This window comes from Serratia sp. ME47 (assembly GCF_903970925.1).
GTDB classification, from domain to species: Bacteria; Pseudomonadota; Gammaproteobacteria; order Enterobacterales; family Enterobacteriaceae; genus Serratia; species Serratia ureilytica.
The window spans coordinates 1-14155 of record NZ_CAJCKE010000008.1 but is presented as its reverse complement, the minus strand read 5'-3'; the positions used below and the strand labels follow the sequence as shown (position 1 = coordinate 14155).

Here is a 14155-nt window from a genome sequence, read left to right as displayed (position 1 = left end):
TCAGTTGTCCGCCGCCGCTGAGGTTGCCGGAGCCGGCTCATCGTGCTCGACCAACGCGTCCGCCGGCCGGCACTGGCGCAGCGTGCGCACGCTGAAGGCCACCAGCACGCCGAGCACTGCGGCGAATGCGCCAAACGACAGCACGCTCATCAATGGGGTGAACACCCTGCCCAGTACGCCGAGCCCCAGCGCGCCGATCGAATCGCCGGTCACGTCCTGCGCGGTGCCGAGGCTGTTCACCCGCCCCAGCAGATGATCCGGCGTATTGCTCTGGATCAGCATGAACTGCAAGAGCGAGGCGATGGCATTGGCGTAGCCGTAACACACCAGCGCCAGCAGCGCCGGCGCCAGATGGCTGAACAGCCCCAGTGACGCGATGGCGGTGAACGCGACGATAGCGGCGATCAGGATCAGCACCCCAGGGCGAGAGAAACGCCCCACCCAGCCGCTGGTCAGCGCGCCCAGCATCGCACCGAGCGGCACTGCGGAGTACATCAGGCCGATAGAGGACGCGCCGACGTGGTAAGCGTCCTGCGCCAACGCCGGGAACAGCACCCTGACGGCGCCGACGATGCTCATCAGCATCCCCAGCAGCACCACCGAGCCGACCACCTTATTGCGCCAGACAAACTGGAAGCCGCTGGCGAGCGCGCGCAGCGGGTGTTCCGGCTCCTGCTGCTGCGGCAGCAGCGTCGGCAAGCGCACCAGCGGGACCAGGGTGCCCAGCGTCCCTGCCGCCGCGACGGCGAAAGCGAGACCGACGCCGCCGAACACGATGATGATCCCCCCCAGCGCCGGCGCCAGGATCGCGCCGATGCGCACCGTCACCATGCTCAAGGCCCCCGCCGCCGCCAGGTTTTCGCGCCCGACCAGCAGCGGGATCACCGCCATCAGCGCCGTCATGCCGAGCGCGCCGAAGAACCCGTCCCAGGCAGCCAGCAGGTAGAGCGCCCACAGCGACGGGGCCGGCGCGAAGGCGTTCAGACTCAGGGCGACAAAGCCCAGCCCGCAGGTGCCGCGCGCGAACAGGATCAGCTTGCGGCGATCGTAGCGATCGGCGAGCACCCCGCCCAACATCAGGCCGATAAACATGCCTACGCCGTCCAGCGCCACCGCCACGCCCACCTGCAACGTGGAGCCGGTCATCGCCTGGATCTGAATCGGCACCCCCACTGCCAGCATGCCGAGTGAAAACACCGACAGCATGCGGGCGCAGAAAATCGCACGAAAATGCGCATTGCTTCTCAGCAAACTGAAATCAAGAAAAAAAGAAGGTCTGGCCATAGTGTCCTGCATATCATGTTTTAGTACGGGCCGTGGCGCACGCCCCGGCCCGGTTGCGTTATACCAACCCGTATTGCCGCGTCAGCAGCGAATGCAATAGCGGCCCTAGCGTCTCCAGCGAGGCCGGCGACAGAATGTCCGCGTGCTCGCAACCTTGGTGATGACAGATCAGCCGATCCAGATACGGCGCCCACACGGCGTTGATGTCCATCAATGGCGGCAGCGTCCGATCGGCGACAAACAGCGTCGCCGTGCCGTGGAAACGCTGACTGCGCGCCTGAGAAAGAAGGCGCACCGCGTCACGATAGTTGGCGACGATGCTGTCGAACATCGCCGCCTTCTCCGCCATCAGCGTCGGATCGCCATGATCTTCCGCCATAAACTCGGCCTGTTCCTGCGCCACCTCCTTCTGCGCCTCTTCCTCGGTGGGGCCGGTCCAGTCCTGGCCTTCCGGCGGATAGGTATCCAGCATGCCGAGGAACGCCACCTCTTCACCCTGCTGCTGCAGACGCGCGGCCATCGAATGCGCCAGCGTGCCGCCGAGCGAATAGCCCAGCAGGTAGTAAGGCCCCTGCGGCTGCAGGCGGCGCAGAGTGGCGAGATGACGATCGACCATCTGCTCAATGTCCTCACAGGTGGCGATGACGCCGTCCGGTCTTGGCGACTGCAGACCGATGATCGGGTAACTCCCCGGCAGATACCGGCTCAGCCCCGAGTACTGCCAGGCGAAACCGGAAGCCGGATGCAGGCAGAACAGCGCCGGGCCTTGGCCCGCCCGCAGCTGCAGGCACTCGCCGACGCCGCGGCTCTCGGCCGAGCCGGCGGCCTGCGCGTCATCGAGCAGGTGCGCCATTTTCTCCAGACTGCGGGCGAACATGATCTGCCCGACGCTCAGCGGCCGGGTGACGCGCCGACGCAGCTCCGCCGCCAGGCGCATCGCCAGCAGCGAGTGGCCGCCCAACGCGAAGAAGTCGTCGTCGGCATACACCGTCTCGCGCCCCAGCAGTTCGCTGAACAGCGCCGCCAGCAGGCGCTCGCTGTCGCTGTGCGGCACGCGGCCGCTCTGCGGGCTCAGCTGCGGCCGAGGCAACGCCTTGCGATCCAGCTTGCCGCTGGCGCTGAGCGGGAAGCTGTCGGTCATGACATAGCTGACCGGCATCATGTGCGCCGGCAAACGCGCCTCCAGCGCCTGATGCAGGACGGCGGTATCCAGCGTCACGCCCGGCTGGGCGATCAGCCAGGCAACCAACTGCCGCATATCGGCGCCGCCCAGCCCCGTCGCGCCCTCACCCAGTTCGATGGCGTGCACCGCCGCCTGCGCTACTCCCGGCTGCGCCAGCAGCGCCTGTTCGATTTCGCCCAGTTCGATGCGCTGGCCGCGGATCTTCAACTGATCGTCGCTGCGCCCCAAATACTCGACGCTGCCGTCTTCCAGCCAGCGGGCGATATCGCCGGTGCGATACATGCGCGCCCCGTTGCCGGCGGGATCGGCGACAAACCGCTGCGCCGTCAATCCCGGCCGATGCAGATAGCCGTCGGCCAGCTGAATGCCGCGCAGGTAGAGATCGCCGGCGCAGCCGACGGGCACCGGCCGCAGCATGGCGTCGAGAATGCTCAGTTGGGTGTTCCAGACCGGTTTGCCGATCGGCACGCCGGCGCCGCTCACCGCCGCCAATGCCTCGCCGGACGCCGGTTGATAGGTGACATCGACCGCCGCCTCCGTCGGGCCATACAGGTTATGCAGCGGCGCGGCGACCAACGCCTGGTAGCGGGATGCCAGTTCACACGACAACGCCTCACCGCTGCAGAACACGCGTTTCAGGCTGGCGGCGGCGCGCTGCGGCGCACGTTCGTTCAGCGCCTCAACCCAGATAGCCAACATAGACGGAACGAAATGCAGCGTGGTTACGCCATAGTCGTCGATCAATGTCGTCAGCGCCTGCGGATCGCGGTGCGCCTCCGGCGGCGCCATCACCAGGCGCGCGCCGACCATCAGCGGCCAGAAGAACTCCCAGACGGAAACGTCGAAGCTGCACGGCGTTTTCTGCAATACCACGTCCTGCGCATCGAGCGAATACTCATGCTGCATCCAGAACAGACGGTTGACGATCGCCCGGTGGTTCACCACCACCCCTTTCGGCCGCCCGGTAGAGCCCGAGGTATACAGGACGTAGGCGGGATAATCGCCGTTCCCCGCCGGTGCGCGCTGCATCGGTTCGCGCCCGCTGTCGTCCAGCGCATCGAACCGCAACGTCGGCGCCAGCGCGGCAAAACGGGCATCCAAGGCGCTCTCGGTGATAATCAGCCGTGGCTTGGCGTCTGCCACCATGTAGGCCAGACGCTCATCCGGGTAACCGGTATCCAGCGGCAGCCAGGCGGCGCCGGTTTGCACAATCGCCGTCAGCGCCAGGCTGAGGCGCACGGAACGCGGCAACGCCACCGCGACGATATCGCCCGGCTGAATGCCCGCCGCCGTCAGCTGTTCGGCCAACAGCGCGGCCTGGCGCTGCATGTCACGGTAGCTGAGGGTGTGCCCGGCATCCTGCAACGCGATGCGTTCCGGCGTGCGCCGCGCTTGATCGGCGATCGCCTGATGCAAGGTGGTGTCCGCTACCGCCTGGGCGGTGCGGTTGACCGCCGCGATCAACGCCTGTTCCTGCGGGGTTTGCAATTGCCAGCGCGGCAACGGCAGATCCGGTTGCGCAATCCATTGTTGCAGCAGCGCCATCAGCCGCGCGGCGAAGCGTTCAGGCTGCGGCACCGAGTCACGGTACTCCATCAGCAGACGCAGACGCTCGCCCGGCAGCACCAGCAACGTCAGCGGATAGTGGGTATAGCCTTTGTTGCGGATGGCGTCGCAGCGCAGGGAACCTGTGCCGCCGAGCAAGGCGTCGTTGTCCGGGTAGTTCTCCACCACCAACAGCGTATCGAACAGCGTGCCCGCGCCGGCCAGGTGCTGGATCTCACCCAATCCCAAATCGTCGTGCTCCAGCAGTTCAATCTGCCGGTGTTGCAGAGCGGTCAGCTGTTCCGTCAACGGCCGGCCGTTTTCCAGCCGTACGCGTACCGGCAGCGTGTTGCTGAACAGGCCAACGTGCTCTTCCACGCCGTCGATCTGGCCAAACCGCCCGGAAACCGGCGAGCCGAACACCACGTCCTGATGGCCGCAACAGCCGGCCAGCTGCAGCGCCCAGATGCCCTGCATCACGGTATTGAGCGTCAGCCCGCGTTCGCGGCACAGGGTCAGCAAACGCTGTTCCTCCGCCGGCGGCAGCGTCATTTCCAGCTCAAACACGCGGTCGTCCTGCGTCTCGCCAAACAGCAGCGTTGGCCGTACGTCCTGCAGCGTCTCGCGCCAGATGCGGCGCGAGGCGTCGGCATCCCGCGCGGCCAGGCGGCGCACGATATCGGCATAGTTCGAACGCAGCGGCGGCAACGCCGTTATCCCTTCACGCAATGCGAGCATCAGATCGTTGAGCACCACCGGCGTCGACCAGCCATCGACGATCAGGTGGTGGGCATTGAGGAACAGCGTGTAGCGTTCGCTCTCGCCGTGTTTGACCCACAGCGCATGCAGCATCGCGCCCGGCTGGTTAAACAGATCGCGCCGCAGTTCTTCCTGCTCCAGCTCATTCAGCGCCTGCATTTCTTGTTCGGCGGACAGCGGCGGCAGCCTGTGGCTGTCCAGCGGCCAATGGCTTTCCTGCGGTATCAGCTGCAGCGGTTCGCCCTCGCGGTTGAACCGGGCGGCCAGCTGCGGATGGCGGCGGATCACCGCATCCAGCGCCTGCTGGAGCCGTGGCGCGTCCAGTTCGCCGCAGAGGCTCAGGCGCGTCAGCGAGTTATAACTGCCGCCCTGCTGCGCCGTCTGGGCATGGAACAGCAAGCCGTGCTGCAAGGGCAACAGCGGCAGCGCATCGGCCAACGGCCCATACTCCCGCTCCCAGGCGCGCAGCGTTTCATCGTCGGCGCCCGGCTGGGCGATCTCGGCCGCCGTCAACGTTGCCGCTGCGCGTTCGGGATGCCGTTCAGCAAACTCGCACAGCGCACGCACGGCCTGCTCGATGCCCCTATGCAGCGCCTCGATGTCGCTCGCGCTGAAGATGGCCTCCAGCCAGCTCCAGTTGATCGCCAGACACGCGCCGTCGCGCCGCTCTTCGACAAAGATGTTCACTTCCAGCCCGTAACACAGCGCCTGCTGCGTATCCTGCGCCACGGCGAAGGCGTCGCGGAAACGGGTCCGGCTGCGCTGCGGCGTCCAGTGTCCCTCATCCTGGCCGAAGCGCCCGAGGTAGTTGAACAAAATCTCCGGCGCATTGCGCTGCGCCAGCGCGGCCAGTTCGTCACGCTGCGGATGTAAATAGCGCAGTTGACCATAGCCGATGCCGCGATCGGCCACCGCGCGCGTCACCCGTTTCACCGCGCGCACGGCCTCGTGGTGTTCGGCGTCATGCAGTTCGATGCACAGCGGGTACTCCGCCGTCAGCCAGCCGACGGTGCGCGCCAGATCGAGGCTATCGTCCAGTTCGGCGCGGCCGTGCGACTCCAGCGAAAAGCGCAGCGAAGCGGCCTGGAAATGACGCCGGCAGGCCAGCGCCAGCGCGCACAGCATGATCTCTTCGACCTGAGCGCGGTATCCCTGCGGCAAGGCGCCCAGCAGCGCGGCGGTCAGCCGGCTGTCGAGCAGCGTGCGCCGTTCGCTCACCGAAGCGAGACGATCGGTCTGCGGATCCAGCGCGCGTTGCCCCAAGCGCGGCACGCCGTCCGCCAGCATATGCCGCCAGAACGGCAGCTCGGTTTCCCGGCGTTCGGCGTCGGCCCGTAAACGCGCGGACCACTCATAGAGCGAGGTTTCCTCCGGCGGCAGCGCGATCGGCTGCCCCTGCATGGCGCTGTCGGCCGCTTGCCGCAGTTCGTCGAGCAGGATGCGCCAGGAAACGCCGTCAACCACCAGGTGGTGGATCGCCAGCACCAGCCCGAGGCTCTGCCCGTCACGCTGCAACAAGATGGCCTGCATCATGCTGCCCTCGGCCGGATTGAGGCGCGCCAGCGCGGCATCAAACGCCTGTTCCGCCGCGGTTTCCAGATCGCCGGATACGGGATGACGCTGCATCAATTCACCGGCGGCGGCGGTTTCAACCACCAACTGGCCGTCGCGGATCCGCGCGCCCAGCGCCGGGTGTGCCGTACGCAGCTGTTCCAACGCATAACGCAGCTGTGCCGGTTGCAATTCGGCAGGCACGCGCAGGAAAACGCCGTGCGCGAAGAGACGATGCATGTCGCCCGTCTCGGCAAACCAGTGCAGGATCGGCAGCCCGTCGATCGGGCCTTGCTGCACGCTGCGCGCGGCCTGAGATCCAACGGCCAGCGGCTGCATCGCCTGCGCCATGCGCGCGGGGGTGTGCAGCGCGAAGATCTCACGCGGCCGCAGCAGATACCCGTTGCGCCGCAGGGCGGTGCCCAGCCCCATCGCCGAGATGCTGTCGCCGCCGAGCGCGAAGAAATCGTCGTCGGCACCGACGCGCTCCATCCCCAACAGCTGCGCCATGGCGCGGCAAATCAGCCTTTCCTGCTCGGTGGCCGGCTCGCGCAGGCTTTGCGCCAGCGTCTCCTGCGGTTTGGGCAGCGCCTGACGGTCAATCTTGCCGTTAACGTTAAGCGGCAGCTCCGGCATCACCACCAGGATCGCCGGCACCATGTAATCCGGCAGACGCTGCGCCAACTGCGCCAGCAGCTCGCTCTGCAGCGCGGGTGAGGCGCGCCGCGCGTCATCCTGCACCGAGCAGTAACCGATCAGGCGATAGGTAGCGCCGATCGGCTCGGCGATCACCACCGCCCGCCCCACGTCCGGCAAGGCAGCCAGCGCGCTCTCCACTTCACCCAGCTCGACGCGGAAGCCGCGCACCTTGATTTGGTGATCGGTACGGCCAATGAACACCAGCTGGCCGTCCGCGCTCCAACGCATCAGATCGCCGCTGCGGTACATCACCTCGCCGTCGGCGAACGGATTGGCGACAAAGCGCGCCGCCGTCAGATCCGGGCGGCGCAGGTAACCGCGCGCGATGCCCTTGCCTGAAATGTACAGTTCCCCCGCCGCGCCGATCGGCACCGGCTGCAGGCGACTGTCGAGCAGCCAGACTTCGGTATTGGCCAGGGGGCGCCCGATCACCGGCTGGTCTGCGGCCGTGACCGGCGCGCCGAGGGTATCGACGGTGTATTCGGACGGGCCGTAATAGTTATGGATCTCGACTTCCGGATGCTGCCGCATCAGGTTCCACAGCGTCGGCGTCGCCGCCTCGCCGCCGATCATCACAAACGCCGGCAGCGGAAACTGTCCCTTCAGCAGGCCGCAATCCACCAACTGCGAGAGGAACGACGGCGTGATATCCAGCAGATCGATCGGGGTCTGTTGGGTCTGTTCGAGCAACGCCCAGGGGTCGCGGCGCAGCTCTTCATCGAAGATAACCAGTTCGCTGCCCATCATCATGCAGAACAGCGGCTCCCAGGAGGAGTCGAAAGAGAACGAAGCGGTATGCCCGGCGCGCAGACGCCGCCCGCGGCGAGCCTGGAATTTTTCAATCGCCGGGCCGAATAGAGAGGCCTGATGCGACAAGAACAGGTTCAGCAGCCCGCGGTGCGTGGACATCACGCCTTTGGGTTTGCCGGTCGAACCGGAGGTGTAAATCATGTAGGCCAGATGCGCCTCGTTCAGCGGCACGCGCCGCTCTTCGTCCGATATCGGCGCGGCCTCGGCGGCCGCGCAGCGCGCCCGGCATTGCGCCTCATCGAGGCACATGATCTGCGGCAGATCCGGCATGTTGGCCCGCGTGTCGCTGTGGGTCAGCAGCATCACCGGCCGCGCGTCGTCGCACATCAGCGCCAGACGTTCACGCGGATAATCCAGATCGAGCGGCATATAGGCTGCGCCGCTGGCCAACACGCCAAACAGCGCGACCAGCGTGTCCACCGAGCGCGGAATGCCGATGGCGACCACGTCTTCGGCGCCGATGCCGCTTTCGATCAGCACGCGCCCCAGTTGCATCACCCGTTCACTGAGTTGACGGTAGCTGAGGCGCACATCGCCGCAGGTCACCGCCAACGCCTCGGGCTGTCGCTCAACCTGACGCTGGAAAGCGTCCATGATCGACACCATGCCCGCCGGCGGCGTCAGCTCAGCGCCGCGCCCCCAGGCCGCGAGTTGGCGCAGCTCCCCTTCGCTGACCAGCGCCAGTTGACCGTTCGGCTGATGCGGCCGCCGCGCCAGTTGCTGCAGCCAATGGCCAATGCGCTCCGCATGGCCTTGCAAGGTGCGCGGCGCGTATTTGGCCGGGTTGGCCACCAACGACAGCGTCAGCACGCCGCTTCGAAAACCGATCTCAAACTCGAGGTCGTCGACCGGCCCCATCGCCAGCGTATGGGTAACGGCCGCTTGACCGTCGAAGGACAAGGCGCTGTGGTAAACCTTGACGTTGACCACCGGGCCGTACAGCTCCTGATGGCCGCCGACCAGGCCGAGATCGCGTTTGATCTGCTCCGCCTCATAGCGTTGATGGCGCCGCACCTGTTTGATTTGCGCCGCGGTGGCCTGGCAGACGTCCGCCAGCGACATCTCCGGCGTCACGTTCAGCAGCAGCGGCAGCACGTTAACCACCGGGCCGATCGCCGCCAGCGCCTGCGAGCCCATGCGGCGCATGAAAGGAAAACCGATGGAGAGCCGGGTTTCGCCGCTCATGCGCGCCAGATACATCGCCAGCGCCGCCGTGACGATATCGGCCGGTTGCAACGACTGCAGCGCCGCATCGCGCAGCGCTTCGTCAAACAGCGACTCCGGCAGCACCAGCGCCTGTTTGAGCGGCCGAGCGCCCGGTTCGACCTCGCGGTTTTCCGTCGCCAATGACAGCGGCGACGGCAGATCACGCAGATGCTGCCGCCAGAATTCGGCCGCCCGCTGGCGTGCGGGTGACGTTTGCCATTGCTGAAACTCTTCCACCACCTTGCCGAACGGGGTAAACGGCGAGGCCGCCGGCGACAGCCCGTGGCGCAGCGCGCGGTAGATATCGGCGATCCGGCGGGTGATGGCCTCGAAGCTGAAGCCGTCCAGGGTCAGATGATGAAAGCGCTGGTACCAGAACCAGCGATCGGCGCTGATGCGGATCACCGCATGGCGATAGAGCGGGCGCTCGCCGTCCGCGGGCAGATCCTGCGCCAGATCGTCGTGCATCAGCGCCAGCGCCGCCTGCTCGGCGTCTGGCCGCGCGCTGAAGTCAAACCACTCCGGCGCCAGCACCCGCGCGGGATCCGCGTTCAGCGGTAAACGTTGCACCGGCTGGCCGTCTTGCGCCTCAAAGAAGCGCGCCTGAACCGTATCCGCCTCCGCCAGCCCCTGGCGAATCGCGCGCTCCAGCGCCGAACGATCGATATCGCCGTGCAGTTCGGTGTAGTGCGCCACGGCGAAGCTGTTGCGCCGCAGCGCGATTTGGTCGGCAATCCAGATCCCCGGTTGCGCCGCAACCAGCGGATAATCCCGATACTCGACCTGAGTATCCGGCAAAGAAAGCGTTTCTGACATGGTGTCTGTCCTTTTCCTCAAACGGAATGTAGCGATGTGGCTGTGCGGCGATTAACGCGGCGCATCCGCCGCTTTCAACGACGCCGGCCGCATGTCCTGCCAGTGCGCTTCGATATAGTCGATACATTCACCGCGCGACGCTGGCCCCATCAACACGCGCCATCCCGGCGGCGTATCGGCAAACTGCGGCCACAGCGAGTACTGCTGTTGCGCGTTGACCAACACGGAGAAACGGAGACTTTCGTCATCGAACGGGTTTTGTTGTTCCTGAGTCATTTGCCTTACCTGTCTGTCAAAATGTGGAATTACTTCATTGCGGAAAGCAGCTGGCGCACGCCGTCCACCAGACCGCCGCGCCAGCAGAGCGCGTCATGTCCGCCGGAATACACGCGGTAGTCGGCACGGTGTCCGGCCGCCGTCAGCGCCTGGTGCATCTGGCGATTAACGAATTCGATGTCCGCCTCCCGATCGCCGGCTTGCTGAATCACGGTGAGCGTCGGCGCGGTCGCGCCGCGCTGCCGAACCTGGCGTATCAACCAGCCTTCCTCCAACTCGTGGCGTTTTTCGAACTGGGTAACGAATTGCACCGTGGGCCACCAGAAGGAGCCGGACTGGCTCAGCACATGGCCGAAGCGCTCGGGCCAGTGCAGGCCGGCGTATAACGCCGCCAGCCCGCCGTAGCTCTGGCCGGCGACCACGGTGCGCGCCCCCTCTTCGCTGAACGGTTCGCGCCGCTGCGCCTGCGGCAGCAATTCGTCGATCACCGCCTGCCAAAAGGCGGCGTTGCAAGGCAGCTCGTTTTCCCGGTGTTCGCCATCGATCGCATCGATCAGCAGCCAGCACGCGGGCGGCAGATGCCCTTTTGCGGTCTCGTTCTCAATCACCGGCAGCAATGCGTGCCTTTCGATCCAGTTCTGGCCGTCGAGCAGCAGCACCAGCGGGCGGTTGGCGTTGTCCGCCGCCTCGCCGCCGGCATACAGCCACACGCGCCGCCGGGTGCCCAGCCGTTCGCTGTGCCAGTGAAAAAGCTGTAGCCGCGCTTCATCCAACGGCCGATCGGCGGCCTGCCAGGCGCTTTGGTCGTCCGCGTCCGGCCCCTGAGCCAGGGAAACGGCGCGCGGGCGATAAGCCGGCCCCAGCGAGGTGCGATTCAGCGGATCGGCGATCGCCAACGGGAACAGCGATACCCACCAGGCGCGCTGCTGGCGATCGCGCAACGTTTCGTCGTCGCTGAAGACGGGAGGAAGATCCCGCGCTGTAATCGGGATCAGGCTGTAACTGCCGCGCCAGCGGCGATCGACAACGGCCGCGCCGTACCAAACGTCGGTGCCGGGGAGCCTTTTCAGGCTGCTGGGGGACGTGCTGTGATGGTCGGTAATGCCGTTGATATCGGCATAGACGCGGCATATCGGCGAGAGCCGCTCGTCGCCGGCAGGATCGCGCCATAGCCAGGTCATTCTGACGTGCTGTTCATCGTGCGCGTCGACGACAGGCGTGCTATGAGCGGCAACCTTCTGCCACCATGCGGGTTGCCCCGCCGCCGCCTCACGCAGCCAGTGCGCCGCCAATCCCTCATGGCCGTGTTCTGGCCTCTTTTCCGGCAAAAACTCCATAGCGCCCCTTACATAACGTGCGTGACTTTTACAAAACCTGACAATCGTATTGATACTCATTATCATTTTCAATACTATTTGTCGGATTTTTGCCGTCGTGCAAACGCGACGTCTCCGCGTCGACGAGGGAAAGCGTATTCATCGGCATTGCGGGGTTTATCAGGGTGGCATTACACACAAAAGTAGGCATGCAGGAGAGATAATGAATATTAGAAACAAAGGGATAGAAAACGATAGCGTAGAGGCGATGTCCGCCAACCGGCTGTTGCTGGGGGCGACGCTGGCGCTACTGCCCTTCGCGCAAAACGCTTTTGCCGCGGCGGACGAGACGATGGTGGTGACCGCCGACGCGCAGAGCAGCGTGACCGCGCCCGTCAAAGGGATCGTCGCCAAAGAGAGCGCCGCCGGCACCAAAACCGCCGCTCCGCTGAGCAAAACCCCGCAGTCCATCTCGGTGGTGACGCGCGAGCAAATGAACGACCAGGAACCGGCGTCGGTCGCCGACGCCTTGAACTACACCAGCGGGGTGATCACCACCTATCGCGGCAATTCCAACCGCAATGACGAAGTGATCAGCCGCGGCTTCCGCTACGCGCCCAAGCTGCTCGACGGCCTGCACTTTGGCCTCTCGAGCCAAAACGGCGGCGCCGGGCAGATCGATCCCTGGTTGCTGGAGCGCGTGGAAATGGTGCACGGCCCGGCCGGCGTGCTTTACGGCCAGGTCAGCCCCGGCGGCGTGGTGGTGATGACCAGCAAACGCCCTACCGCCCAGAGCATTCACGAAGTTAAATTCAGCACCGGCAACCGTCATCTGGCGGAAACGGCGTTCGACTTCGGCGGCAAACTCAACGACGACAACACCCTGTTCTATCGCCTGAACGGTATCGCCAGAACCGAACATGAGTTTGTCAAAGACAGCAAGCAGCAACGGGTGGCCATCGCCCCGGCCTTCACCTGGCTGCCGAACGAAGACACCAGTTTTACGCTGCTGACCAGCTACCAGAACGATCCGAAAGCCGGATCGCGCAACTTCCTGCCGCGCGCCGGCACGCTGTTCCCGACCAGCGCGGGCTATGTGCCCTATGACTTCAACATCAGCGAACCCAGCTTCAACAAGTCGCGGCGCGAGCAGGCGTCGATCGGCTACAGCCTCGAGCACAACTTCAGCGATGCGCTGTCGTTTACCCAGAACCTGCGTTTCACCCACCGTGATGAGGACTATAAATATCTGGTTTATAACGTAAACTCGAAGGTCAACGACCACACCGTCACCCGCATGGCGCAGCATGAAACGCAGATGACCAACGAGTTTGGCGTGGATAACCAGCTGAAGGGCCTGTTCGACACCGGCGAGGTGAAGCACACGGTGCTGGGCGGATTGGATTACCGCTACAGCCATATCGATTCGAAGATGTATCGCGATCGCGGCAACGATTACCCGATCGACTGGGCCAACCCGGTTCGCCCCAGCATCGATGGCAGCACGCTGGCGCTGGCTTCCAGCGATTTGAAGACGCTGAATCAGGTCGGGGTGTATCTGCAGGACCAGCTGGCGTGGAATAACTGGAACCTGCTGCTGTCCGGCCGTCAGGACTGGTCGCAGGTCAACACCCGCGATCGCACCAGCGGCGGCAAAGAGCAGACCTACAATGATGCCCAGTTCACCGGCCGTGCGGGCCTGCTCTACGCCTTCGACAACGGCATTTCGCCGTACGTCAGCTACAGCACCTCGTTCGATCCTAACCTGTACCCGAGCGCGCCGGGCGCCGACCCGCTCAAGCCGACCACCGGCAAACAAACCGAGGTGGGCGTGAAGTACCAGATCCCGGGCGGCAACACCCTGCTGACCCTTTCCTGGTTCGACATCACCCAACGCAATGTGGCGTCTTACAACCGTCTCACCTCCGCCTACGAGCAGATCGGTGAGGTGAAATCCAAAGGGATTGAGGCGGAAGTGCACGCTCAGCCGACGCCGGAGATCAAGCTGATCGCCGCCTACACCTACACCGACGTGGTGACCAAAGACTCCAACTCGGCGGACGAAATCGGCCACAGCCCGGCGGGCATTCCGCGCCACGCGGCGTCCGCCTGGGGCAGCTACAGCTTCCTGAGCGGCGCGCTCAACGGCCTGACCGTCGGCAGCGGCGTGCGTTACATCGGCGATGCGCCGGCCGACGCCACCGGCCAGTACGACGTGCCGCACTACACGCTGTACGACGCCATGGTGAAATATGATCTCGGCCAGGCCTCGCCGGCGCTGCGCGGTGCGGCGCTGCAGCTCAACGTGCAGAACCTGACGGACAAGAAATACGTTTCATCCTGCAGCGGCGAGTACGCCTGCTTCTACGGCAGCGGCCGCAGCGTCATCGCTTCAGTGAACTACCGCTGGTAACGAAAAGGGGCGGCCAGCGCCGTAATGCTTGTCAGTTAGCGTTTTTCTGAAGGTATTGGTGACGTATTTCGGTCGATAAATGTGAGATGCACCATGAAACTCATGCGCCTCGACCGAGCAAGACGGCGTTGTCAGGGGCAACCGGCCAGGGAAGGCCGGTTGAGGCGAGACTACAGGGACGTTTGTCGCAGCCGACCCGCCCGACAATGCAGACGCGGCGAGGGTATCCGCATAGCGGACAGACGGTGTTAAGCGAAGGCGCGGGTGGAGGGGCCGCGCCTTCGGCCCCTCCAATTG

5 protein-coding genes are annotated in these 14155 nt (G+C 65.2%); 1 reads left to right on the top strand and 4 read right to left on the bottom strand.

Annotation, left to right across the window (positions count from 1 at the left end; translation table 11 throughout):
• From entS to fes, 4 genes are read right to left on the bottom strand one after another with little or no spacing between them, the layout of a single operon-like run.
• Window positions 1-1284: an enterobactin transporter EntS gene (entS, locus tag H7A77_RS10530; RefSeq protein WP_033640276.1), complete on the bottom strand. Its 1284-nt coding sequence runs from the start codon at window positions 1282-1284 to the stop codon at window positions 1-3.
• A 58-nt stretch (window positions 1285-1342) separates the two neighbouring features.
• Window positions 1343-9853 (bottom strand): non-ribosomal peptide synthetase, encoded by an 8511-nt coding sequence (locus H7A77_RS10525; RefSeq protein ID WP_182074136.1) that lies wholly within the window; start codon window positions 9851-9853, stop codon window positions 1343-1345.
• A 51-nt stretch (window positions 9854-9904) separates the two neighbouring features.
• Window positions 9905-10129, bottom strand: a complete 225-nt coding sequence (locus H7A77_RS10520) for an MbtH family protein (RefSeq protein WP_033643114.1) — start codon at window positions 10127-10129, stop codon at window positions 9905-9907.
• Between the two features lie 29 nt (window positions 10130-10158).
• Complete coding sequence (gene fes, locus H7A77_RS10515; RefSeq protein ID WP_240290470.1) at window positions 10159-11466, bottom strand: enterochelin esterase; 1308 nt, start codon at window positions 11464-11466, stop codon at window positions 10159-10161.
• 202 nt (window positions 11467-11668) lie between these two features.
• Here fes and H7A77_RS10510 point away from each other — a divergent pair, with 202 nt between their 5' ends.
• On the top strand, window positions 11669-13858 hold the full coding sequence (locus H7A77_RS10510; RefSeq protein WP_182074135.1) for a TonB-dependent siderophore receptor: 2190 nt from the start codon (window positions 11669-11671) through the stop codon (window positions 13856-13858).
• Window positions 13859-14155: the final 297 nt, after the last annotated feature.